This is a genomic window from Micromonospora sp. CNZ297, from assembly GCF_007827625.1.
Genome location: NZ_VISU01000010.1, coordinates 102,387 through 125,703, shown reverse-complemented (window position 1 = coordinate 125,703; position 23,317 = coordinate 102,387). Strand labels below are relative to the sequence as shown.

Sequence of the window (23,317 nt, the reverse complement as noted above, 5' to 3'; positions counted from 1 at the left end):
GCCGGGGCCCCTCCGCCACGGGCGGAGATCGGCGAGGATGACGGGGTGAACGTCTTCGGCCGGATCGAGGCGGCGGTGGGGCGCCGCATCGACGCGGCCCGGGGCCGCTCGTCGGTCTTCGACCACGTCTGGCGGGCCGGGACGCTCTACGCCGACCTGCTCGCCGGGCGGCTCGCCGCCGCCATCGCGTACTACGGCTTCTTCGCCGTGTTCGCGCTCGCGCTCGTCGCGTACTGGATCTTCGGCGCGGTGCTGCGCGACAACGAGGAGGTCAGCCGCGGCGCGGCCCACTTCCTGGAGGAGAACCTGCCCTTCCTCGACCCGGTGCAGATCGCCGAGAGCAGCAGCACCGTCGGCGTGGTCGGCCTGGTCATCCTGGTCTTCACCGGCATCGGCTGGGTGGAGGCGATCCGCTCCTCGCAGCGGCTGATGTACGGCTTCAACCAGCAGCCCGGCAACCTCGTGGTGCGGCGGCTTGTCGACCTGGGCGTGCTGGTCGCGGTCTTCGTGCTGCTGTTCGTCTCGGTCGCCGCCGTGGACGCGCTGGAGTCGCTGCTGCGCTTCCTGCTGCGCAGCACCGGCTCGGTGGGCCTGACCACGATCAGCGCGCTGCTGAGCGTGCTCGTCAACGCCGTGCTCGCCGCCGCGCTGCTGCTCGCAGTGCCGCGGCTGCGGATGAGCCGGCGCCGGCTGCGCCCGGCGATCCTGACCATCGCCGTCGGTATCACCCTGCTGAACACCGTGGGGCGTTACTACGTGGTACGCACCGAGCGGAACCCCGCGTACACAGTGGTCGCCACCGCCGTGGGCCTGCTGCTCTACCTCTACCTGCTCAACCAGCTGGTGCTCTTCGGCGCCGCGCTCGCCGCCACCAGCCGGTACGGCCGGGTGGTGGACCTGGCCGAGGGCGGTGCCCGGGAGGTGGACGTGGAGGCGGACGTGCTCGACGAGGAGACGGAACCGGGGACACCGGGGGGAGCGGGATGAGCGCGCGGATCCGGATCGACGCCGAGTCGGCGGTGCCGCCGTACGAGCAGGTGCGGGCGCAGTTCGCCGCGCGCATCGGCGACGGGCGGCTGCCGGTGGGCACCCGGCTCCCGGCCGTGCGGCAGCTCGCCGCCGACCTGGGGCTGGCCGTGAACACCGTGGCGCGGGCGTACCGGGAACTGGAGGGCGCCGGCCTGGTGGAGACGCGCGGCCGGCACGGCACGGTGGTGGCCCCCGGCCGGGACGACGCCACCGACCGGCTGCACCGGGCCGCCGCCGAGTACGCCGCCGAGGCGCGTCGCCTGGGTGTCGCGCCGGAGCGGGCTGTCGCGCTGGTCCGTGCGGCGCTGGACGCCGGTACGCGTGGCTGAGCGTGGTCCCCGAAGCGGGGAGAGTCCGATGAATGCGTTCCCCGGGCCGATGTGCGGCGACCATGATGGGCCGGTGGGCGCACTCGTGACACTGGACCTGCCGGACGACTCCCCGATCCGGGGTCTGCCGTGGATCATCACGTTCGGCCCGCTCGGTGCCGAGGACGACTGGGAGCCGGTGGTCTGCGGCCCGTACGAGCGACCGCACGCGCTGGCGCTGGCCGAGGCGGTGGTGGCCGACGAGCAGTTGATGGCGGTGGTGGAGCCGCTGCTGCCGGCGCTCACACCGGAGGAGATCCGCGGCGAGATCGCGGCCGCGCAGATCGCCGCCGAGGACGAGGCGGCCGAGATCGACCAGGCGGACCTCTACGGCGACTTCGAGGACGTCATCGACGAGGAACTGGAACGGGCCGCCGAACGCGAGCCGGAGCCCGAGCCGGTGGAGGCGCCCGACCGGGAGGAGATCCGGGCCGGGTTCGCCCGGATCGCCGCGCTGCTCACCGCCAAGGGCGGCTGAGGACGCGCGCGCTCCCCGATGGACGCCGGCCCCCCGGGAGCGGACTCCCGAGGGGCCGGGGCCACCTCACCCCCCACCACAAGGGGTCGGCAGCCCAGCCGCCCGTCGGCGCGGGGCACAACGGACGGCCAGGTCGTTGGCGGGTTACCCGGCTCAGCGCCGTTCGAACCACGCAGCCGCGTCCACCGGCAGGACGTGTCCGTCGCCCCGCTCGGTGAGTTCGGCGCTGGCGACGAGCGGGCGGCCGTAGCCGCTCACAGTCACCTCGGCGCCGCTGATGTTCACCACGCAGGTCACCTCGGCGTCCCCGGCGGTGCGGCGGAACGCCAGGACGCCGGGCTCGGTCTCCAGCCAGGTGATGGCGTCCAGGCCGGCCAGCGCCGGGTGCTCGTGCCGGGTGCGCAGCGCGGTCCGGTACAGCTCCAGCGTCGAGCCGGGCAACCCGGTCTGGGCGGTCACCGACAGCGACCGCCAGGTCGCCGGCGCCGGCAGCCAGCTCAGCTCGCTGCCGTCCGGCCCGAAGCCGTACGGGGGCAGCTCGCCGCCCCACGGGATCGGCACGCGGCAGCCGTCCCGGCTCTCCCCGGTGCGCCGGAACGCCGGGTCCTGACGCAGCTCGTCGGGAAGGTCCAGCACCTCCGGCAGGCCCAGTTCCTCGCCCTGGTAGACGTACGCGCAGCCGGGCAGCGCGAACATCAGCAGCGCGGCGGCACGGGCACGGCGCAGGCCGACCTCGCCGTCGCCGTACCGGGTGACGTGCCGCTGCCGGTCGTGGTTGGAGAGCACCCAGGTGGTCGGCGCGCCCACGATCGTGGACTCGGCCAGCGCCGTGTCGATCACCTTGCGGAACGAGTCGGCCGACCAGGTGGCGTCGAGGAAGTCGAAGCTGAACGCCTGGTGCAGCTCGTCCGGGCCGATGTAGCGGGCCAGCCGCTGCGGCGTCTCGGCCCACGCCTCGGCGACCGCCATCCGGCCGCCCGGGTAGCTGTCCAGGATCGGCCGCCAGGCGCGGTAGATGTCGTGCACCTCGTCCTGGTCGAAGTACGGCAGCCGGCCCTTGCCCAGCAGCTCGGACTGGCGCTGGCCGGTGGTCATCGAGTTGAAGCCCACGTCCGGCAGGCCCTCGGCCTTGATCATCCCGTGCGCCACGTCGATCCGGAAGCCGTCCACGCCACGGTCCAGCCAGAAGCGCAGCACGTCCTCGAACTCGGCCCGCACCTCCGGGTGGCGCCAGTTCAGGTCGGGCTGGGCCGGGTCGAACAGGTGCAGGTACCACTGGCCGTCGACCACGCGCGTCCACGCCGGACCGCCGAAGATGCTCTCCCAGTCGTTCGGCGGCAGCTCGCCCTGCTCGCCCTTGCCGTCGGCGAACAGGTAGCGCTCACGCTCCGGCGAACCCGGTCCGGCGGCCAGCGCGGCGGCGAACCACGGGTGCGCGCTGGAGGTGTGGTTCGGCACCATGTCCACGATGATCCGCAGGCCGAGCGCGTGCGCGTCGGTGATCATCTCGTCGAAGTCGGTCAGGTTGCCGAACAGCGGGTCGACGTCGCGGTAGTCGGCCACGTCGTAGCCGGCGTCGACCTGCGGCGAGGTGTAGAACGGCGTCAGCCAGAGCGCGTCCACGCCGAGGTCGCGCAGGTACGGCAGGCGCTGCCGGATGCCCTGGAGGTCACCCACACCGTCGGCGTTCGCATCAGCGAAGCTGCGGACGTACACCTGGTAGACGACCGCGGACCGCCACCAGTCGTCGTCGGCGGTGCGTGGGGTGGTGCTGGGGACGGAGGTCATCGGTGTCGATCCCGTTCTGTGGCGGCTTCTGGTGCGGCGCAGGGTGTCTGAGCAGAATGCCGCCATCGCACTGCAAGAGTCAAGCATTCCTTGCGCAAGAAATGACGGCCGTCACCCGCCGCTGCTCCGGCACCCTCTCCCGAATCCCGGGACACCGACCCACCCTCACCGCCCGCCGACTCCCGTCGATCATGAGGTTGGCGGCCTTCGTCGCCCGATTTGTCCCCGCCAACCTCATGATCGCCCACTCAAGGGCGGGTGGGGTCAGGCGGGGATGGGGAGGGACGGGGTGGGGGTGGCGGAGCGCTGGCGGTTCGGAGGGTCGACGGGGCGGGCCACCGCTGTGGAGCCGCGTACCACCAGCTCGGGCCGGAACAGGTACTCCGAGTTCGGGGAGGGGTGGCCGTTGATCTCGTCGACCAGGGCCCGCACCGCGGCCACGGCCATGGCGGCGACCGGCTGGCGCACGGTGGTCAGCGGCGGGTCGGTGAACGCCATCAGCGGGGAGTCGTCGTACCCGACCACGGAGATGTCGCCCGGCACCGACAGCCCGCGCTGGCGGGCGGCCCGGATCACGCCGAGCGCCATCAGGTCCGAGCCGCAGACCAGCCCGGTCGCGCCGCGCTCGATGAGCCGGCCCGCGGCCGCCTCGCCGCCCTCCACGCCGAACAGCGACAGCTCCGTCAGCTCGGCCAGCTCGTCCTCGCTGATGTCGGTCAGGCGCCCCATCGCGGCCTTGTAGCCGGCGACCTTGCGCTGCACCGGCACGAACCGGTCCGGGCCGGTGATCAGGCCGATCCGGCGGTGCCCGAGCGCGACCAGGTGGGCGACGGCGAGTTCCGCCGACTCGCGGTCGTCGCAGGAGACGAACGGCGCGGGGATGCCGGGGGCGTACCCGTTGATCATGACGATCGGCAGCGGCCGGGCCAGCAGCGTGCGGTAGCGGTCGTGGTCCGCGGCGGTGTCGGCGTGCAGGCCGGAGACGAAGACGATGCCGGAGACCTGCCGGTCGAGCAGCATCTCCACGTACTCGTCCTCGCGGACGCCGCCCGGGGTCTGGGTGCAGAGCACCGGCGTGTAGCCGGTGGGGGCGAGCGCGGACTCGATGATCTGGGCGAACGCCGGGAAGATCGGGTTGTCCAGCTCCGGCACGACCAGGCCGACCAGCCCGGCGCTGCGCTTGCGCAGCCGGGCCGGTCGTTCGTAGCCGAGCACATCGAGGGCGGTGAGGACGGCCTGCCGGGTCTCGGGGGCCACACCGGGGCGGTCGTTGAGCACCCGCGACACCGTGGCCTCGCTGACTTCAGCCTGTTGGGCGATGTCGGACAGTCGAGCGCGCATGTGCGGCACTTTAGCCCAACGGCAAAGTCTTGCGTACACTTCTGCAAGCCCTTCCATTCTCTGCAACCTCTTGCTAACGTCCCCGCAACATGCGAGAGCAGCGGCGCAGCATCTCGGCGCCGGTCAGCAAGAACTTTCAGAGGTTTCCACTGGCGGGCCGCCCTTCCCCCGGCGGGCCGCCATGACGACAGGAGTACCGATGCGCATCCGTACCGCGGGTGTGGTCGCCGTCCTCGGCCTGGCGCTCGCCGCCTCCGGCTGTGGTGACAGCGGCAGCGACGACAAGCCGGCCGCCGGCGAGTCCGCCAAGGCGACCGGCGGCAAGCTGGTCATCTGGGCCGACGACAAGCGCACGGCCGCCCTCAAGCCGTTCGCCGAGGAGTTCGGCAAGGAGAACGGCGTGACCGTCGAGGTCCAGGCCGTCTCCAAGGACCTGCAGACCAACTTCGTCACCGCCTCGCAGCAGGGCAGCGGCCCGGACGTCGTGGTCGGCGCGCACGACTGGATCGGCAACCTGGTCCAGAACGGCGCCATCGACCCGGTGCAGCTCCCGGCCGAGCAGAAGTCCGGCTTCAACGAGACCGCCATCAAGGCCGTCACGTTCAACGGCCAGCTCTACGGCGTGCCCTACGCCACCGAGAACGTCGCGCTGATCCGCAACACCGAGCTGGCCCCCGAGGCGCCGAAGACGATCGAGGACCTGGTCGCCGCCGGCAAGAAGCTCAAGGCGGAGAAGAAGGCCAGCGAGATCCTGTGCCTGCAGTCCGGCCAGAACGGCGACGCCTACCACATCTACCCGCTCTACACCTCGGGCGGCGGCTACCTGTTCGGCACCGCGGCGAACGGCGACTACGACCCGAAGGACCTGGGCGTGGGCAAGCCGGAGTCGATCGCTGCCTTCCAGAAGATCGCCAAGCTGGGTGAGAAGGGCGAGGGTGCGCTGAAGCGCTCCATCACCGGCGAGAACTCCATCGCCACCTTCACCGGCAAGAAGTGCGCGTTCCTGGTCTCCGGCCCGTGGGCCGTGGCCGACGCCAAGAAGGCCAACATCTCCTACGACATCTCCCCGGTCCCCGGCTTCGCCGGTGGCAAGGAGGCCCAGCCGTTCGTGGGTGTCCAGGCGTTCTACGTGGCCGCCAAGGGCAAGAACAAGGCCCTGGCCCAGGAGTTCGTCACCAACTACGTGACCAAGCCCGAGCTGGCCGTCGCGCTGTACAAGGCCGAGCCGCGCCCGCCGGCGCTGACCGCCGCCTTCGACCAGGTCAAGGGCGAGGACCCGGACCTGGCCAAGTTCTCCGAGGCCGGCAAGAACGGCCAGGTGCTCCCGGCGATCCCGGCCATGGCCGCGATCTGGGACCCGTTCGGCAAGGCGGAGGCCGCCATCATCGGTGGCGCCGACCCGGCCAAGACGATCACGGCCGCCGGCAAGACCATCCAGGGTCAGATCAAGTAATGAGCGCGCCGCTGTCCGGCCCGGGGTCTGCACCGCAGGCCCCGGGCCGGGAGCCCGTACGCCGTGGGCTCCCGCGCACGTCCCGTACCGCGCGGCAACACGCGCCGATCACCGCGACCGGCCTCGTCGTCAAGGTGGTCCTGCTCGGCCTGGTGGCCGGGATCGCGATCTGGGCGGCCTTCCCGCTCATCGAGGCCGAGCACTGGCTCGCGCTGGGCGTCCTGGCGGTCACCACCGCCGGCCTGTTCTACCTCTACCTGAGCCGCCGGCACATCCCGGCCAAGTACCTGGTCCCCGGCACGCTCTTCCTGATCGCGTTCCAGGTCTTCCCGGTGCTCTACACCGCGAGCACCGCGTTCACGAACTTCGGCGACGGCCACCGCGGCAGCAAGGACGACGCGATCGTCGCCGTGCAGACCGCCTCGGTGAAGCAGGTGCCCGGCTCGACCGAGTACAACCTCACCATCGCCACCAAGGGCGACCCGGCGACCGGCGCCCTGACCTTCCTGCTCAGCGACCCGAAGACCAAGGACGTCTTCGCCGGCGACGCGGACGGGCTGCGCAAGCTCGACGCCGCCGACGTCGAGGTGAGCAGCCTCAGCGGCAAGATCACCGCGGCGGACGGCTACACCCTGCTGAACATCGGGCAGGCCAGCAACCGCAGCGACGCCGTCACCGCGCTCATCGTGCCCACCGACGAGGGCGCCATCCGCTCCAACGGCCTGACCCGGGCGTACGAGGGCAAGGCCATCCGGGCGTACGACGCCGGATGCGACTGCGTCAAGGACAGCGAGACCGGCAGGACGTGGACCGCCGACGAGAAGTCCGGCTCCTTCGTCGCCGCCGACGGCGAGCGCCTCGCCCAGGGCTGGAAGGTCGACGTCGGGCTGAAGAACTTCAGCACCGTGCTCACCAACCCGAACATCTCCGGCCCGTTCTTCGGCACGCTCGCCTGGAACTTCGCGTTCGCGATCGGCTCCACCGGGCTGACGTTCCTGCTCGGCATGGCCATCGCGCTCGCGCTGCACTCACCCCGGATGCGCGGCACCAACCTGTACCGGATGGTGCTGATCCTGCCGTACGCCATGCCGTCGTTCGCCATGCTGCTGATCTGGCGGGACATGTTCAACACCGACTTCGGCCTGCTCAACAACCTGTTCGGGCTGGACGTCGACTGGTTCGGCGGCAACTGGTCGGCCCGGATCGCGGTGCTGCTGGTGCAGCTCTGGCTCGGCTACCCGTACATGTTCCTGGTCGCCACCGGCGCCTTGCAGGCCATTCCGCGGGAGCTGACCGAGGCGACCTCGGTCGACGGCGCGTCGCCCTGGCAGTCGTTCCGGGCGGTCACCCTGCCGCTGCTGCTGGTGGCGCTGTCGCCGCTGCTGATCGCGTCGTTCGCGTACAACTTCAACAACGTCAACGCGATCCTGTTCACCACCGAGGGCGGCCCGTTCGCGCCGGACAACCCGACCAACGGCGCCACCGACCTGCTGATCACCTACACGTACCGGCTCGCGTTCGGCGCACAGGGCGCCGAGTTCGGCCTGGCCGCCACCGTCTCGATCTTCATCTTCGCGATCGTGGCGACGGTGTCGGCGATCAGCTTCCGGCGGACCCGCAAGCAGGAGGAGGTGTACTCGTGACCACCATCGCGGAGACGCCCACGACCACCCGCCGGCCGGCCCGCCGCTCGCGCGGCCGCTGGTTCGCACAGGTGGGCTGGCGGCACCTGGTCGGAGTGCTGGCGGTGGCGTTCAGCCTCTTCCCGATCCTGTTCGTGATCTCGGCGGCGTTCAACCCGCTCGGCACGCTCTCCTCCACCGAGCTGCTGCCGACCGGGGCGTCGCTGGAGAACTTCACGAACCTGTTCGACAAGACCGCGTTCGGCCACTGGTTCCTCAACTCGCTGCTGCTCGCGGGCGTGGCCAGCTTCGCGTCGATCTTCCTGTCGTCGCTAGCGGCGTACGCGTTCTCCCGGATGCGTTTCGCCGGACGCCGGGTCGGCCTGCTCGCGCTGCTGCTGATCCAGATGTTCCCGCAGTTCCTGGCGATCGTGGCGATCTTCCTGATCTTCACCACGCTCACCGACCTCTACCCGGTGATCGGGTTCAACACCCCGTGGGGCCTGTTCCTGCTCTACATGGGTGGGGCGCTCGGCGCGAACACCTGGCTGATGAAGGGCTTCTTCGACACGCTGCCGAAGGAGCTGGACGAGTCGGCGACCATGGACGGCGCGTCGCACGTGCAGGTCTTCTTCCGGATCATGCTGCCGCTGGTGGCGCCGATCCTGGCGGTGACCGGCCTGCTCGCGTTCATCGGGTCGATCAACGAGTTCATCATCGCCAACGTGTTCCTCACCGAACCCGAGTCGAAGACCCTCGCGGTCGGCATGTTCGGCCTGGTCGCGGGCGAGCGCAACAACAACTTCGGGATGTTCGCGGCGGGCACGCTGCTCACCGCGATCCCGACGGTGCTGGTGTTCCAACTGCTCCAGCGCTACATCGTCTCCGGACTCACCTCCGGAGCGGTCAAGGGCTGAGCCTCCTCGGCTCACGCTGCGGCAAGGGCGTCGTGTCGGCGTACACCGGAGCGGTTCTCGGGCGGACCGCCGCGGTCGGGTGAACCGACCGCGGCGGGTGCCCGCCCCCTCTCCCTGTCGGTACGACGCGAAAGGCAGCACCATGTCCCTTCAGCCGCACCACGACGGCTCCGCAACATACGTCCCGGAGCAGGAGCCCGCGCTCGGGCAGACCGTGCCGGTCTTCGTCCGGGTACCGGCCGGAACCGGCGTCTCCCAGGTGCACGTGCGCACCACCGGCGACGGCGAGCCGCGCTTCGCCGAGGCGCGGATCGACCGCACCGAGAACGGCGACGTGTGGTGGCGGGCCGACGTCGAGGTCCGCAACCCGGTCAGCAACTACCGCTTCCTGCTCGACGGCGAACGCGGCACCCGCTGGCTCAACGCCGCCGGGCTGGCCGGCCACGACGTGCCGGACAACGGCGACTTCAAGCTGGTCAGCTACGCCCCGCCGCCGGCCTGGGCCCGCGACGCGGTGATCTACCAGATCTTCCCGGACCGGTTCGCCCGCTCGGCCGCCGCCGACGGCCGGACCACGCCGGACTGGGCGATTCGATGCGGCTGGGACACCCCGGTCGTCGGCCGCGGCCCGGAGACGCCCCGCCAGTTCTACGGCGGCGACCTCGACGGCGTCACCGAGCACCTGGACCACCTGGACCGGCTCGGCGTCAACACCGTCTACCTCACGCCGGTCTTCCCGGCGCGGTCCAACCACAGGTACGACGCGTCGAGCTTCGACACCGTCGACCCGCTGCTCGGCGGCGACGCGGCGCTGGCCCGGCTCGCCGACGCGGTGCACGCCCGGGGCTGGCGGCTGCTCGGCGACATCACCAGCAACCACACCGGCGACGCCCACCACTGGTTCACCGCCGCCGTCTCCGACGTCAACGCGCCCGAACGGGAGCTGTACTACTTCGACCTGCCCGGCTCGGACTACGAGTCGTGGAACGGGGTGAAGTCGCTGCCGAAGCTGAACTGGGGCAGCGCCGAACTGCGCCGCCGGTTCGCCACCGCCGAGGACTCGCTGCTGCGCCGCTGGCTGCGCCCGCCGTACGGGCTGGACGGCTGGCGGGTGGACGTGGCGAACATGACCGGGCGGCGCGGTGCGGACGCGTACACCCACGAGGTGGCGCGGCTGCTGCGCGAGGTGGTCGCCGACACCCGGCCGGACGGGCTGCTGCTCGCCGAGCACGGCCACGACCACACCGGTGACCTGGACCGCGACGGCTGGCACGGGACGATGAACTACGTCGGCTTCACCGACCCGGTCTGGTCCTGGCTGCGCCACGGCGACGAGCCGGTGCCGAACTTCCTCGGCACCCCGGGCGGGGTACGGCGGCGCGACGCGGACGCGGTGCTCGCCACCATGAACACCTACCGGTCGCTGGTGTCCTGGCGGTCTTACACGCACTCGTGGCAGCTGCTCGGCTCGCACGACTCGGCCCGGATCCGCACCGTGGTCGGCGACGCGGCCCGGCAGGAGGTGGCGGCCGGACTGCTCGCCACCATGCCCGGCACGCCTGTGGTCTTCGCCGGGGACGAGCTGGGCCTGACCGGCACGAACGGGGAGGGCTCGCGTACCCCGATGCCGTGGCACCGGCGCCAGAGCTGGGACCGGCGCACGTTCGACGCGTACCGGTCGTTGCTGACGCTGCGCCGCGACGAGCCGGCGCTGCGGCACGGCGGCCTGCGGTGGGTGCACGCGGACGCGGACACGCTGGTCTTCCTGCGCGAGGCGCCCTCGTCGACGGTGCTGGTGCTGGCCCGCCGCGCCCCCGGCACCCCGGTCCGCCTGACCGGCGTGGGAGCCGGAGACAACGTCTACGGCGACGCCCCCGCCCTCCACCCCGACGCCGACGGAACGGTGACCCTCCCCGCGGACGGCCCCACGTTCCAGGTCTGGCGCCTGCGCTAGCCCTCCCCCCACCCACCCACTCTCCCGCCCCCCGCGATCTTGCGGTTCCGGCCCGTGGCGCGCGGCATTCGTCCCGGATGCCGGGGCGGTAACTGCAAGATCGCGGGGGAAGGGGGGCGGGCGGGCGGCGGGAGGGCGGGTCACGGTATGACGGCAGGTCGGCGGGGTGACTACTACGAAGCGTCGTTGATGAGGGAGGATGGGCCGCGTGGAAGCTCTTCGACTGATTCTTCTCTACGTCCATCTGATCGGCTTCGCGCTGCTGCTCGGTGGCGCGATCGCCCAGTACGTCACCGGCCGGCTGCGGATCAACGCCGCCATGCTCTGGGGCGCGATCATCCAGATCCTCACCGGCATCGGGCTGTCCGCTCCGCTGCGGGACGGGGACGAGCCGGCCCCGGCGAAACTTGTTACCAAGTTGGTGCTCGCGCTGCTCATCTTCGTCATGGTCTTCTTCTCCCGTAAGCGGGAGACCGTCAACCGTGGCCACTTCCTCGCGATCGTCGGGTTGACGCTGGTCAACGCTGCCGTCGCGGTGTTCTGGCGTTAGTTCGCCAGGAGTCGGGGAAGCTCGGGAAAGCGGACGTTCGCGACACCACCGCGCGCGCCTACCGGCATGAGAAGTGACGTGCCCCACCCAAGGGTTACACCGGGGTAACAGACGCTCAACAGTCGTGCACGATTGTCGGCCGGTGGGTGGGCGCGGGCGTACGCTCCCGTCCGTAACGTGGGACGCCGGCGGCACACCGCAGGCCGGCGAAGGGCTGTGCACCGCGCACGACGCGGTGTGCAAGGGGAAGGAGACGTCTTGCGCTCTGTGCGTGGGATGCGGATCGCCTCCGCCATCGTGGCGGGTGGACTCGTGCTGGGCGCTGCCGCGTGTGGTGAGGCTCCGGACGACGACAAGAACGCCGGCGGCGACGGTGGCAAGAAGTTCAGCGCCTGCATGGTGACCGACGTCGGCGGCATCGACGACAAGTCCTTCAACGCCTCGGCCTGGAAGGGCCTCCAGGAGGCGCAGAAGGAGAACGACAAGATCGAGATCAAGAACGTCCAGTCGAAGGCCGAGGCGGACTACGAGGTCAACCTGACCGGGTTCGTCAACCAGAAGTGCGACTTCATCCTGGCCGTCGGTGGCCTGATGTCGGACGCCACCAAGGCGGCGGCTGAGAAGAACCCGAACCAGCAGTTCGGCATCGTCGACGCCAACCCGGGTGTGTCGAACGTCTACCCGATGCAGTTCGACACCGCGCAGGCCGCGTTCCAGGCCGGTTACCTGGCCGCCGGGATGAGCAAGTCCGGCAAGGTCGGCACCTACGGTGGCCTGCCGATCCCGCCGGTCACCATCTTCATGGACGGCTTCGCCGACGGCGTGGCGTACTACAACAAGGCCAAGAGCAAGAACGTCCAGGTTCTGGGCTGGGACAAGGCCGCCCAGAAGGGCTCCTTCGCGAACTCGTTCGAGAAGCAGGACGAGGGCAAGAAGGTCTCCGACGCGCTGGTCGCCCAGGGCGCCGACGTCGTGATGCCGGTCGCCGGTGGCGCCGGTCTCGGCACCACCTCCGCGGCCAAGGCCGCGGGCGGCAAGTACTCGGTCGTCTGGGTGGACATCGACGGCTGCGAGAGCACCCCGGACTGCGGGGTGATCCTGACCACCGTCGTCAAGAACATCCCCGAGGCCGTCAAGGAGGCCGTGGTGAAGGCCGCCGGTGGCGAGAAGCTCCAGTCCACCCCGGGCTTCGTCGGCACGCTGGCCAACACCGGCGTCTCGATCGCCCCGTACCACGACTTCGAGAGCAAGGTCCCCGCGGACCTGAAGGCCGAGGTCGACAAGATCAAGGCGGACATCGCCGCCGGCACCATCACCGTCACCTCGAAGGCCCAGCCGACCAAGTGACGGTCCCGCCGGCCGCCGCGGTGCGATCATCGGCAGCGGGGGCCGGCGGGCACCAGGTTTGACGATCCGGCCGTCCCGGCGCAACGGGGAAGGTACCCCGGCGCCGGGGCGGCCGATCACCTTGAATCCCCCGAACATCCCCACCCGGCGTGGTGGCGGCGCGGCAGGTCGCTACGCTGCACCATCGCTCGCACTCCAGGAGGTTGCGCTGAGACTCGAACTGCGCGGCATCACCAAACGGTTCGGTGATCTGGTCGCCAACGACCACATCGACCTGACGGTGGAGCCTGGAGAGATCCACGCCCTGCTCGGCGAGAACGGCGCCGGCAAGTCGACCCTGATGAACGTGCTCTACGGCCTCTACCAGCCGGACGAGGGCGAGATCCTGGTCGACGGCAAGCCGCTGAAGCTCAAGGGCCCGTCGGACGCGATCGCCGCCGGGATCGGGATGGTGCACCAGCACTTCATGCTGGTGCCGGTCTTCACCGTGGCCGAGAACGTGATGCTCGGCGCCGAGCAGGTCAGGGGGCCCTTCGCCGGCATCCTCGACCGCCGGCGTGCCCGGCGCGAGGTCGCCGAGGTCTCCGAGCGGTACAACCTGCGCGTCGACCCGGACGCGGTGATCGAGGACCTGCCGGTCGGCATCCAGCAGCGGGTGGAGATCGTCAAGGCCCTCACCCGCGACGTCGACCTGCTGATCCTCGACGAGCCCACGGCCGTGCTCACGCCGCAGGAGACCGAGGAACTGCTCACCGTCATGCGGTCGCTCAAGGCCGCCGGCAAGTCGATCGTGTTCATCACCCACAAGCTGGGCGAGGTGAAGGCGATCGCCGACCGGATCACTGTGATCCGGCGCGGGAAGACCGTCGGCACCGCCGAGCCGAGCGCCAGCCGGGACGAGCTGGCCGCGCTGATGGTGGGACGCAGCGTCCGGCTGACGGTGGACAAGAAGCCGGGCACCCCCGGCAAGCCGATCCTGGAGGTCGCCGGCCTGGTCGTGGACGACGACCGGCAGGTACGCGCGGTCGACGGCGTCGACCTCACGGTGCACGCCGGCGAGGTGCTCGGCGTGGCGGGCGTGCAGGGCAACGGCCAGACCGAGCTGATCGAGGCGATCATGGGCCTGCGCCCGGTGCTCGCCGGCACGATCAGCCTCGACGGCGAGCCGACGCACGGCTGGTCGACCAAGAAGGTGCTCCGCGCCGGCGTCGGCTACGTGCCGGAGGACCGCAGCGTGGACGGCCTGGTCAAGGAGTTCTCCGTGGCGGAGAACCTGGTGCTCGACATCTACGACCGGCCGCCGTTCGGCAAGGGCCTGTCGCTCAAGCCCGAGGCCATCGCGAAGTCGGCGCGGGAGCGGATCGAGCAGTTCGACGTCCGTACCTCCTCGGCCGACGCGGCGGTCGGCACGCTCTCCGGCGGCAACCAGCAGAAGGTGATCGTGGCCCGGGAGCTGTCCCGGCCGCTGAAGCTCTTCATCGCCGCCCAGCCCACCCGGGGCGTGGACGTCGGCTCGATCGAGTTCATTCACAGCCGGGTCATCCGCGAACGGGACATCGGCACCGCGGTCATGGTGGTCTCCAGCGAACTGGACGAGGTGATCGGCCTGGCCGACCGGATCGCGGTCATGTACCGCGGGCGGATCATCGGCATCGTCGGCCCGGACACCCCGCGTGAGGAGATCGGCCTGCTGATGGCCGGCATCACCCCGGACGCCGCCACCCCGGACGCCGCCACCGCGACCGAGGACGGCCCTGGCAACGAGGACGAGGCATGACCAACCCGAACCCCGTCTCGGGCTCGCCGGACAAGGAACCGGCGACCGAGGCGCAGGAGTCGCTGAGCGAGGCCCGGGCGACGCCGACGCAGCCGGCCGGTGACACCGAGCAGACGGTCCCCGCCACCGCGACCGCGAAGAAGCCGGACCCGGCCGGGGAGTCCCGCCCCAGCATGGGCCGGATGTTCCTGGACAACCTCTGGGCGGCCAACACGCTCACCGTGACGGTGCTCGCGGTGCTGCTGGCGATGGTGGTCGGCGCGGTGCTGATCATCGTGTCCGACCCCGAGGTGCTCGCCACCTACAGCTACATCACCGCCCGTCCCACCGACGCGCTGAACGCCAGCTGGACTGTGGTCAGCGAGGCGTACGCGAACCTGTTCAAGGGCGCGATCTTCGACCCGGACGCGGTCGGCTTCACCGCCGCCATGAGCCCGATCTCGGAGACGCTCACCTACGCCGCGCCGCTCGTCTTCACCGGCCTGTCGGTGGCGCTGGCCTTCCGCGGCGGCCTGTTCAACATCGGCGCCCAGGGCCAGGCGACGATCGCCGTCATCCTGGCCGCCGTGGCCGGCTTCGCGCTGCCGCTGCCGCCCGTCGTGCACCTGCTGGTGGCGCTGATCGCCGGCGCGCTCGGCGGCGCGCTCTGGGGCTTCATCCCCGGCATCCTCAAGGCACGGGCCGGCGCGCACGAGGTGATCAACACGATCATGCTCAACTACGTGGCGGTCTACTTCCTGTCCTGGATCATCGTCCAGAACGGGGTGCAGAACCCGAACCGGGCGGACGCGATCAGCAAGCCGGTCGACTCCACCGCGCAGCTGCCCCGGCTGCTCGGCGAAGACCTGCGGGTGCACGCCGGCATCCTGCTCGCGGTGGCGGCCACCTGGTTCATCGCCTGGCTGCTCAACCGCTCCACGCTCGGCTTCGAGCTGCGGGCCGTGGGCGCGAACCCGGACGCGGCCCGGACCGCCGGCATCAGCGTCACGAAGACGTACGTGCTGGTGATGGTGTTCGCGGGCATGCTGGCCGGTCTCGGCGGCTCGACCATGGTGCTCGGCACCACCGCCACCGCGCTGACCCCGCTGGTGATCGCGCAGATCGGCTTCGACGGCATCCTGGTCGCGCTGCTCGGCCGCGTGAAGCCGTGGGGCGTGCTGCTGGCCGCGCTGCTGTTCGGCGCGCTCCAGGCCGGCGGCAACCGGATGCAGTCGTACTCCGGCATCTCGCTGGAACTGGTCACCGTGCTCCAGGCGCTCATCGTCATCTTCATCGCCGCGCCTGCCCTGGTGAAGACGATCTTCCAGCTCCGGGCGGCCCGCGCCGCCCGGTTGCAGACGAGCCTCGCGAAGGGCTGGTGAGCATGTCCACCACCGCTGTCCCCGAGGTCGCCGTTACCGCGGTCGACGAGGGTTTCTGGACCCGCAACCGGAAGATCGGCGCGGTCCTGCTGGCGCTCGGTGTGCTCGCGGCGGTGCTGTTCGGCGCGCTCGCGACCGACCAGCACGCGCGGTTCACGCTCAGCGAGACCGAGGGCGGGGCCGCCCTGGAGATCAACGGTACGGTCGGCGCGATCCTGTTCGGGCTGATCACCGCCGCGGCCGGAGGCGCGCTGCTGGCCGGTGTGCCGAAACGCTGGTTCACGCTGCTGCTCGGCACCGGGCTGATCGCCTTCGTGCTGAGCTTCCTGTGCTGGCAGGTCTCGGCCGCGCCCGAGGGCCGCAACTTCATGCCGCTGGTGAACGTCGTCCGCGGCACGTTCATCCTGGCCCTGCCGCTGATCTTCGGCGCGCTCGCCGGTGTGCTCTGCGAGCGTTCCGGCGTGGTCAACGTGGCGATCGAGGGCCAGCTCCTGATGGGCGCCTTCTCCGGTGCGCTGTTCGGCAGCATGTCCGGCAGCGTCTGGGTGGGCCTGGTGGCCGCCGCCATCGGTGGCGCGTTCATCTCGTTCCTGCTGGCCGTGTTCTCCATCCGCTACCTGGTCGACCAGGTGGTCATGGGCATCGTGCTCAACCTGCTCGCGGTCGGCATCACCGGCTTCCTGTACGAGCGGCTGATGCAGACCGACGCGGCGAAGTACAACAGCGCGCCCCGGTTCGGCAACTGGGAGATCCCGCTGCTGTCCGACATCCCGCTGCTCGGCCCGGCGCTGTTCCGGGGCAACATCTTCCTCTACGTCGGCCTGCTGCTGGTGCTCGTCATCCACCTGGCGCTGTTCCGTACCCGGTGGGGCCTGCGGACCCGCTCGGTCGGCGAGCACCCGACCGCCGCGGACACGCTGGGCGTGAAGGTGCTGCGGCTGCGCTACCGCAACGTGATCCTGGCCGGTCTGGTGGCAGGTGTCGGCGGCGCCTCGTACACGCTGGCGCTCTACTCGTTCACCAAGAACATGATCGGCGGTAAGGGCTTCATCGCCCTGGCCGCGCTGATCTTCGGCCGGTGGAGCCCGACCGGCGCGCTGCTGGCGGCGCTGTTCTTCGGCTTCGCCGACCAGCTCGCCACCTACCTGGGCGCGATCGGCAGCAGCATCCCGAGCCAGTTCCTGGCGATGCTGCCGTACCTGGCGACGATCCTGGCCGTGGCCGGGCTGGTCGGCAAGGTCCGGGCGCCGGCCGCCGACGGCAAGCCGTACATCAAGGGCTGACCGCCCGCCGCGACACCGTGCCCGGCGGGGCGACCCGCCGGGCATCGTCGTCTCCGGCCGCACCCGCGACCGATCGGCGTTGATTGGGCAGAATGGGGGTTGTGATGGAGATCGACTGGGAGCGGCTGCGTACCGCCGCCACCGAGGTCATGCGGCACGCCTACGTGCCGTACTCGAAGTTCCCGGTGGGTGCCGCCGCGCTCGTCGACGACGGCCGGGTCGTGGTCGGCTGCAACGTGGAGAACGCCGGCTACGGCGTCACGCTCTGCGCCGAGTGCGGCGTGGTCTCGCAACTGCACGCGACCGGCGGAGGCCGGATCGTGGCGCTGTCCTGCGTCGACGCCACCGGTGAGCCGCTGATGCCGTGCGGCAGGTGCCGGCAGCTCCTCTGGGAGCAGGGCGGGCCGGAGTGCCTGGTCGAGGCGAAGGGCGGACCGCTGCGGATGGCGGAGCTGCTGCCGCACGCCTTCGACGTGGCCGACATCGAGGCGGTGACCGGCGAGCACCCGGTGCCCGTGGTGCCGGACCGGCTGGCCGCCTGGCGGGGCCGGGGCACCGTGTTCGTGCACCCCGACCTGTCGGCCGGGCAACAGGTCTGGACGACGTACTGGGAGCGGTCGTCCGGTGAGACCGAGGGCGCCGAGACCGGCGTGCTGGAGGAGGGGTCGACCTGGGACGATCCGGCCGAGGCGATCGCGTGGGGACTGGCGCGGACGCCGCGCGTGGTCGTGGTGGACGCCTCGGGGACGATCTTCTGGGCTGGTGAGGGTGAGCCTCCTACGGAGATTCCGGTCCGCTGGGGCTGAGGTTGGGGCCGGGGCCGACCGTGCCCGGCTCCGGGCGGTCAGGCTTGATCCCTCCGCCGGGCACGGTCGGCCCCCGGCCCGACCTGGTCACCGTTCGCGGGTCGGTGCGGCCACGCGCGATCAACTGATTGGATCTTGAGAAGTGAGTGCTTTTACGGCGGTTGACGTCATCCGGGCGAAGCGGGACGGGGGTGTGCTGAGCGACGGGCAGATCGACTGGGTGGTCGACGCGTACACCAAGGGTCTGGTCGCCGACGAGCAGATGTCGGCGCTGGCCATGGCGATCCTGCTGCGCGGCATGACCGCCCCGGAGATCGCCCGGTGGACCGCCGCCATGATCGCCAGCGGCGAGCGGCTCGACCTGTCGCCGGTGTCCCGGCCGACGGTGGACAAGCACTCGACCGGCGGCGTCGGTGACAAGATCACCCTGCCGCTGACCCCACTGGTGGCCGCGTGCGGCGCGGCGGTGCCGCAGCTGTCCGGCCGGGGTCTGGGCCACACCGGCGGCACGCTGGACAAGCTGGAGTCGATCCCGGGCTGGCGGGCGGCGCTCACCAACGACGAGTTCATCGCCCAGCTCCGCGACGTGGGGGCGGTTATCTGCGCGGCCGGCGACGGGCTCGCCCCGGCCGACCGCAAGCTGTACGCGTTGCGCGACGTCACCGGCACCGTCGAGGCGATCCCGCTGATCGCCAGCTCGATCATGAGCAAGAAGATCGCCGAGGGGACCGGCGCGCTGGTGCTCGACGTGAAGGTCGGCTCCGGCGCGTTCATGAAGAACGTCGACGACGCCCGCGAGCTGGCCCGCACCATGGTCGAGCTGGGCGGCGCGCACGGCGTACGGACGGTCGCCCTGCTCACCGACATGTCCACCCCGCTCGGCCTCGCAGTGGGCAACGCGGTCGAGGTGACCGAGTCGGTGGAGGTGCTCGCCGGTGGCGGTCCGGCCGACGTGGTGGAGCTGACGCTGGCACTGGCCCGGGAGATGCTCGACGCGGCCGGGCTGCCGGACGCCGACCCGGAGGCGGCACTGCGGGACGGCCGGGCGATGGACTCCTGGCGCACGATGATCCGGGCGCAGGGCGGTGACCCGGACGCACCGATGCCCACCGCGAACGAGGTCGAGCTGGTCACCGCCACCGAGGACGGCTGGGTCGCCGACGTCGACGCGTACGCGATCGGGGTGGCCGCGTGGCGTCTCGGCGCGGGCCGGGCCCGCAAGGAGGACCCGGTGAGCATCCCGGCCGGCGTGGTGCTGCACAAGCGCCGCGGTGACCGGGTGCGGGTCGGCGACCCGCTGTTCGAGCTGCGGGCCGAGCACGCCGAGCGGATGCCCGCCGCGCTGGACGAGGCGCGCCGCGCGGTGCGGGTGGCACCGGACGCGCCGGACGCGACGCCTCTGGTCGTCGAGCGGATCGGCTGACCGGGACCGGCCATGGTGCCGGCCCGGCCGGAGCCGCTATCCTCCCAGGCCAGGGGGGATCGGCCGGCGACGAGCCGAGGTGAGCAGACAGGGGCTTGACCGTGCGCGTACCCGCTCCCGATCCCCGGGCCGTCCGGGAGGCGAGCCTGGACGAGTTGTCCCGGCTGGGTCTTCCGCTGCCGCCGCCGCAGTTCCCGCTGGTGTGGGAGCCGGGCGACGAGATCGAGCTGCGTCCGACCCCGGAGATCGAGGCCCGGATCGCGGTGCTGCACGTGATCCTGGCCCGTTGCTTCGGGATGCCCGCCCGGGCGGCGATGGGCTGGCTGCTGGAGTCGCACCTGGTCGACTCGGTGACGCCGCCGGAGTGGCAGTTCGTGATGGGCGGCCGGGGCGACCACAGGTCGTTCGTGCTGCACCACGACGCCTTGTTCTCGCTGGCCTGGGTGCTCGGGCTGGCCAAGGAGCTGGACCCGACGGTGCCGGTGGACGAGCGGCTGGTCGAGCGGATGCCGAACCTGGTCGCGGGGGAGACGTTCGGCCAGTGGCGGGCCCGGATCCTGGCCGCGCCGCAGCATCCCGGCGATGCCGCGGCGCTGCTGGACCTGCACTACTGCCTCGACTGGGCGTACCTGGAGACCGAGAAGGCGGGTGGCGCGCTGCCGGGGCTGGTGGACGCCAACGCGATCGGGCAGCGCCGGTGGGCGCTGGAGTGGGCGGTGGTGCTGCGCGGGCCGTACCACGACGAGCCGCCGGGCTGGGAAGAGGTCGACCTCTCCACCTGAGCCGGGTCAGCGCGGGCGGTGCACGCCGAGCCGGACGGAGAGCGTGACCGGCACCGGCTCGGGCAGCGCGGCGATGCGCGCGGCGAGCCGTCGCGGGTCGGCGTGCCAGGCGCTCGGTCCCATCCCGACGAGCGTGGTGACCTCGGCGCGGGTCAGCGCGAGCCGGGCCCGGTGCCCGGTCGCGGACTCCTCGGCGAAGTGGGCGCCGAGGCTGCCGGCGACCCGGTCGGCCTTGTCCGGGTCGACCCGCAGCAGGTCCAGCGCGTCGACGAGTTCGGTCAGGTGGTCGGCGGCCGGGGTGACCACCAGCAGCGCGCCGCCCGGGTCGAGCACCCGGTGGAACTCCGGGCCGTTGCGCGGCGCGAACACGTTCAGCAGCACTGAGGTGGACCGGTCGGCCAGGGGCAGCCGCTGCCAGGTGTCGGCGAGCGCGGCGGCGGCCCGCGAATGCGCCCGGGCCGCGCGGCGCAGCGCCGGCTTGGAGACGTCCAGGGCCAGGCCGGCGGCCTCCGGCAGCGCCGCCAGCACCGCCGCGAGGTAGTGCCCGGTCCCGGCGCCGGCATCCACGACCAGGGGGTACGCGTCGGAGCCCGCGACGCGTACCGCTGTGGTCGCAAGCGCGGCGGCGACGGCGTCGTAGTGGCCGGCGGCGAGGAAGCCGGCGCGGGCGGCGACCATCTCGGCGCTGTCCCCGGTGTGCGGGGCGCGGCCGGCGAGCAGGTTCACGTATCCCTGCCGGGCGATGTCGAAGCTGTGCCCGCGCGGGCAGCGCAGCGCGCGTGCGGTGCCGGCGGTGGTCTCGGTGAGCGGCTCGGCGCAGACCGGGCAGCGCAGCCGGGCGAGGATGCGATCGTCCACGGCTCAGTGCTCCGTCTCGGGTCGGCCGGTGAGGCGGCCGGTGAGGTGGTCGATCACCCGCTGGCTGAGCGTGCCGAGCGCGGCCACCTCGGCCGGGGTGAGCCGGTCGATCAGGTGCCGGCGGACGGCCGCCACGTGCCCGGGTGCGGCGGCCTCGACGGCCCGGCGTCCGGCCGGGGTGAGCACGACGACCGAGCCGCGGCCGTCGGTGGCGCACTCCTCCCGGGTGACCAGGCCGCGTTGCTGCATGCGGGAGATGTGGTGGGACAGGCGGCTGCGGGACCAGAGCATCCGGTCGGCGAGTTCGCTGAGCCGCAGCCGCTGCTCCGGGGTCTCGGACAGGTCGCTCAGGACGTCGTAGTCGGGCTCGGAGAGGCCGGCGTCCTGCATCAGCTCCCGGGCCAGTTCCAGGTCGAGCAGGCGGCGCATGCGGCGGTAGCCGCGCCAGGCGCGGTCCTCCTGCTCGTCCAGCCAGCGCGGTTCGTCCATGCGCCGATCGTACCGGTGTTGTTGACATGTCACCAAGTTGCGGCCTAGGTTGATGACATGTCAACCAAACTGCCGTCCCGGCTGGTACGGCTGTTCGCCGGCCTGGCCCTGTTCGGCGTCAGCGTCGCGCTGATGGTCCGCGCCGACCTCGGGCTCGCGTCCTGGGACGTGCTGCACCAGGGCCTCGCCGACCGCACCGGCCTGCCGATGGGCCTGCTGGTCAACGGCGTGGCGCTGCTGGTGCTGCTGCTGTGGATCCCGCTGCGGCAGCGGCCGGGCGTCGGCACCGTGGCGAACGTCGCGCTCGTCGGCCTGGCCCTCGACGCCACGCTGGCGCTCCTGCCGCCGGTCGCCCCGCTCGTCGGCCGGATCGGCCTGCTGGTCGCGGGCGTCCTGCTCAACGGCCTCGCCACCGCGCTCTACCTCGGCGCCCGCCTCGGCCCCGGCCCGCGGGACGGGCTGATGACCGGCCTGGCCGCCCGCGGCCTGCCGCTCGGCCCGGCCCGCACCGCGATCGAGGTGACGGTGCTGGCCGTCGGCTGGCTGCTCGGCGGCGCCGTCGGCCCCGGCACCCTGCTCTACGCGATCGGCATCGGGCCGATCGTCGCCTGGTTCGTTCCCCGGCTCACCGCCCCGGCCCCCGTCCCGACAGGAGTGACCTCGCCATGCCCCGCCTGACCGTCGTCGTCGCCAGCACCCGCCCCGGCCGGGTCGGCCGCCGCATCGGTGACTGGTTCACCGCCGCCGCCGTCCGCCACGCCGGCTTCGACGAGGTACGCCTCCTCGACCTGGCCGAGGTCGACCTGCCCTTCCACGACGAGCCGCACCACCCGTCCGAGCGGGTCTACCTGCACGAGCACACCCGGGCCTGGAGCGCCGAGATCGACGCCGCGGACGCCTTCGTCCTGGTCATGCCGGAGTACAACTACGGCTTCAGCGCGCCGCTGAAGAACGCGATCGACTACCTCTATTACGAGTGGCAGCACAAGCCCGTGGGCTTCGTCAGCTACGGCATGACCTCCGGGGGCCTGCGCGCGGTGCAGATGATCAAGCAGGTGGTGACCACGCTGAACATGACCCCGGTCAACGACCAGGTGGTCGTCTTCCTGCGGCAGGCGCTGGACGAGGCGGGCGAGCTGCGACCCGACCCCGGCCGGGAGGAGGCCGCCGCGCTCATGCTGGATCAGCTCGCCCGGCTGGCCGCCGCGCTCGCGCCGCTGCGAACCGAGGTGGCGCGGTGAGCGCGGTGAGCGCCCGGCTCTGGGAACTGTTCGGTGAGCGCGGGCGCGGAGTGCTCGTCACGCTGCGCCGGGACGGCCGCCCCCAGCTGTCCAACCTCGACTACCTGGCCGAGCCGGGCCTGATCCGCTGCTCCACCACGGGCGACCGGGCCAAGGTGCGCAACCTGCGCCGCGACCCCCGGGCCAGCTTCCACGTGACCACCGCCGACGGCGGGGCGTACGCGGTCGCCGAGGGCACCGTGACGCTCACCCCGCCCGCTGCGGCCACCGACGACGCGACCGTCGACGAGCTGGTCGAGGTCTACCGGCGGATCCGCGGCGAGCACCCGGACTGGGCCGACTACCGGGCCGCCATGGTGGCCGACGGGCGGGTGGTCCTGCGGCTCGCGGTGGAGCGGGTGTACGGCTGGCGGCCCTGACCGGACCGGTCCACCGCCGCGCCCGTACCGG

Annotated in this window: 22 protein-coding genes; 18 read left to right on the top strand and 4 right to left on the bottom strand. The window is 71.8% G+C overall.

Annotated features, from left to right (window positions below):
- Window positions 1-45: 45 nt before the first annotated feature.
- From FB454_RS19130 to FB454_RS19120, 3 genes are all read left to right on the top strand, one after another.
- Complete coding sequence (locus tag FB454_RS19130) at window positions 46-987, top strand: YhjD/YihY/BrkB family envelope integrity protein (RefSeq protein WP_013283967.1); 942 nt, start codon at window positions 46-48, stop codon at window positions 985-987.
- Window positions 984-1,358: a GntR family transcriptional regulator gene (locus FB454_RS19125; protein ID WP_013283968.1), complete on the top strand. Its 375-nt coding sequence runs from the start codon at window positions 984-986 to the stop codon at window positions 1,356-1,358. The genes FB454_RS19130 and FB454_RS19125 overlap by 4 nt, the downstream gene beginning before the upstream one ends.
- A 73-nt stretch (window positions 1,359-1,431) precedes the next feature.
- On the top strand, window positions 1,432-1,875 hold the full coding sequence (locus FB454_RS19120; RefSeq protein ID WP_186461619.1) for a hypothetical protein: 444 nt from the start codon (window positions 1,432-1,434) through the stop codon (window positions 1,873-1,875).
- Between the two features lie 153 nt (window positions 1,876-2,028).
- Here the strand turns inward: FB454_RS19120 and FB454_RS19115 are convergent, their stop codons facing one another.
- The gene (locus tag FB454_RS19115) at window positions 2,029-3,663 is read right to left on the bottom strand and encodes a glycoside hydrolase family 13 protein (RefSeq protein ID WP_145823258.1); all 1,635 of its coding nucleotides are present in this window, start codon (window positions 3,661-3,663) and stop codon (window positions 2,029-2,031) included.
- A gap of 264 nt (window positions 3,664-3,927) precedes the next feature.
- Entirely contained in the window at window positions 3,928-5,004 is a 1,077-nt protein-coding gene (locus FB454_RS19110; protein WP_145823257.1) for a LacI family DNA-binding transcriptional regulator, read from the bottom strand.
- A gap of 199 nt (window positions 5,005-5,203) precedes the next feature.
- On the opposite strand from FB454_RS19110, the gene FB454_RS19105 reads away from it, so the two are divergent.
- From FB454_RS19105 to FB454_RS19050, 12 genes are all read left to right on the top strand, one after another.
- Window positions 5,204-6,457 (top strand): sugar ABC transporter substrate-binding protein, encoded by a 1,254-nt coding sequence (locus tag FB454_RS19105; protein ID WP_013283972.1) that lies wholly within the window; start codon window positions 5,204-5,206, stop codon window positions 6,455-6,457.
- A complete protein-coding gene (locus FB454_RS19100; RefSeq protein WP_013283973.1) occupies window positions 6,457-8,100 on the top strand; it encodes an ABC transporter permease subunit in 1,644 nt (547 codons plus the stop codon). The genes FB454_RS19105 and FB454_RS19100 overlap by 1 nt, the downstream gene beginning before the upstream one ends.
- Entirely contained in the window at window positions 8,097-8,996 is a 900-nt protein-coding gene (locus FB454_RS19095; protein ID WP_013283974.1) for a sugar ABC transporter permease, read from the top strand. Before FB454_RS19100 ends, FB454_RS19095 begins: the two co-directional genes overlap by 4 nt.
- 142 nt (window positions 8,997-9,138) lie before the next feature.
- Window positions 9,139-10,950: a glycoside hydrolase family 13 protein gene (locus FB454_RS19090; protein WP_145823256.1), complete on the top strand. Its 1,812-nt coding sequence runs from the start codon at window positions 9,139-9,141 to the stop codon at window positions 10,948-10,950.
- A 208-nt stretch (window positions 10,951-11,158) separates the two neighbouring features.
- On the top strand, window positions 11,159-11,500 hold the full coding sequence (locus tag FB454_RS19085; protein ID WP_013283976.1) for a hypothetical protein: 342 nt from the start codon (window positions 11,159-11,161) through the stop codon (window positions 11,498-11,500).
- 276 nt (window positions 11,501-11,776) lie between these two features.
- On the top strand, window positions 11,777-12,847 hold the full coding sequence (locus FB454_RS19080) for a BMP family lipoprotein (RefSeq protein WP_030270517.1): 1,071 nt from the start codon (window positions 11,777-11,779) through the stop codon (window positions 12,845-12,847).
- 121 nt (window positions 12,848-12,968) lie between these two features.
- A complete protein-coding gene (locus tag FB454_RS19075; protein WP_013283978.1) occupies window positions 12,969-14,624 on the top strand; it encodes an ABC transporter ATP-binding protein in 1,656 nt (551 codons plus the stop codon).
- A 173-nt stretch (window positions 14,625-14,797) separates the two neighbouring features.
- Entirely contained in the window at window positions 14,798-15,985 is a 1,188-nt protein-coding gene (locus FB454_RS19070) for an ABC transporter permease (RefSeq protein ID WP_369752228.1), read from the top strand.
- Between the two features lie 2 nt (window positions 15,986-15,987).
- On the top strand, window positions 15,988-17,268 hold the full coding sequence (locus tag FB454_RS19065) for an ABC transporter permease (protein WP_145823255.1): 1,281 nt from the start codon (window positions 15,988-15,990) through the stop codon (window positions 17,266-17,268).
- Window positions 17,269-17,372: 104 nt separating this feature from the next.
- Window positions 17,373-18,074 (top strand): cytidine deaminase, encoded by a 702-nt coding sequence (locus tag FB454_RS19060; protein WP_013473962.1) that lies wholly within the window; start codon window positions 17,373-17,375, stop codon window positions 18,072-18,074.
- Window positions 18,075-18,216: 142 nt separating this feature from the next.
- Window positions 18,217-19,497, top strand: coding sequence for a thymidine phosphorylase (locus FB454_RS19055; RefSeq protein ID WP_013283982.1), 1,281 nt, complete (start codon window positions 18,217-18,219; stop codon window positions 19,495-19,497).
- Window positions 19,498-19,598: 101 nt separating this feature from the next.
- Complete coding sequence (locus FB454_RS19050; protein ID WP_013283983.1) at window positions 19,599-20,279, top strand: DUF4272 domain-containing protein; 681 nt, start codon at window positions 19,599-19,601, stop codon at window positions 20,277-20,279.
- Window positions 20,280-20,285: 6 nt separating this feature from the next.
- Here FB454_RS19050 and FB454_RS19045 read toward each other — a convergent pair whose 3' ends face one another.
- The gene (locus tag FB454_RS19045) at window positions 20,286-21,137 is read right to left on the bottom strand and encodes a putative RNA methyltransferase (RefSeq protein WP_013283984.1); all 852 of its coding nucleotides are present in this window, start codon (window positions 21,135-21,137) and stop codon (window positions 20,286-20,288) included.
- A gap of 3 nt (window positions 21,138-21,140) precedes the next feature.
- Complete coding sequence (locus tag FB454_RS19040; RefSeq protein WP_091330225.1) at window positions 21,141-21,626, bottom strand: MarR family winged helix-turn-helix transcriptional regulator; 486 nt, start codon at window positions 21,624-21,626, stop codon at window positions 21,141-21,143.
- 57 nt (window positions 21,627-21,683) lie between these two features.
- Between FB454_RS19040 and yczE the strand changes: the two genes are divergently transcribed.
- The 3 genes from yczE to FB454_RS19025 are packed head-to-tail and all read left to right on the top strand — an operon-like array spanning window position 21,684 to window position 23,286.
- Complete coding sequence (gene yczE / locus FB454_RS19035) at window positions 21,684-22,304, top strand: membrane protein YczE (protein WP_145823254.1); 621 nt, start codon at window positions 21,684-21,686, stop codon at window positions 22,302-22,304.
- Complete coding sequence (locus FB454_RS19030; RefSeq protein ID WP_013473967.1) at window positions 22,292-22,867, top strand: NADPH-dependent FMN reductase; 576 nt, start codon at window positions 22,292-22,294, stop codon at window positions 22,865-22,867. Before yczE ends, FB454_RS19030 begins: the two co-directional genes overlap by 13 nt.
- Entirely contained in the window at window positions 22,864-23,286 is a 423-nt protein-coding gene (locus FB454_RS19025; protein WP_047892650.1) for a PPOX class F420-dependent oxidoreductase, read from the top strand. The genes FB454_RS19030 and FB454_RS19025 overlap by 4 nt, the downstream gene beginning before the upstream one ends.
- Window positions 23,287-23,317 lie beyond the last annotated feature (31 nt).

Bases quoted from the DNA above. Each gene is read 5' to 3' on its own strand.
- FB454_RS19100 (WP_013283973.1), top strand. From the start codon at position 6,457: ATGAGCGCGCCGCTGTCCGGCCCGGGGTCTGCACCGCAGGCCCCGGGC.
- FB454_RS19070 (WP_369752228.1), top strand. From the start codon at position 14,798: ATGGGCCGGATGTTCCTGGACAACCTCTGGGCGGCCAACACGCTCACC.
- FB454_RS19105 (WP_013283972.1), top strand. From the start codon at position 5,204: ATGCGCATCCGTACCGCGGGTGTGGTCGCCGTCCTCGGCCTGGCGCTC.
- FB454_RS19040 (WP_091330225.1), bottom strand. From the start codon at position 21,626: ATGGACGAACCGCGCTGGCTGGACGAGCAGGAGGACCGCGCCTGGCGC.
- FB454_RS19125 (WP_013283968.1), top strand. From the start codon at position 984: ATGAGCGCGCGGATCCGGATCGACGCCGAGTCGGCGGTGCCGCCGTAC.
- FB454_RS19030 (WP_013473967.1), top strand. From the start codon at position 22,292: ATGCCCCGCCTGACCGTCGTCGTCGCCAGCACCCGCCCCGGCCGGGTC.
- FB454_RS19110 (WP_145823257.1), bottom strand. From the start codon at position 5,004: ATGCGCGCTCGACTGTCCGACATCGCCCAACAGGCTGAAGTCAGCGAG.
- yczE (WP_145823254.1), top strand. From the start codon at position 21,684: ATGTCAACCAAACTGCCGTCCCGGCTGGTACGGCTGTTCGCCGGCCTG.
- FB454_RS19090 (WP_145823256.1), top strand. From the start codon at position 9,139: ATGTCCCTTCAGCCGCACCACGACGGCTCCGCAACATACGTCCCGGAG.
- FB454_RS19115 (WP_145823258.1), bottom strand. From the start codon at position 3,663: ATGACCTCCGTCCCCAGCACCACCCCACGCACCGCCGACGACGACTGG.
- FB454_RS19060 (WP_013473962.1), top strand. From the start codon at position 17,373: ATGGAGATCGACTGGGAGCGGCTGCGTACCGCCGCCACCGAGGTCATG.
- FB454_RS19065 (WP_145823255.1), top strand. From the start codon at position 15,988: ATGTCCACCACCGCTGTCCCCGAGGTCGCCGTTACCGCGGTCGACGAG.
- FB454_RS19080 (WP_030270517.1), top strand. From the start codon at position 11,777: ATGCGGATCGCCTCCGCCATCGTGGCGGGTGGACTCGTGCTGGGCGCT.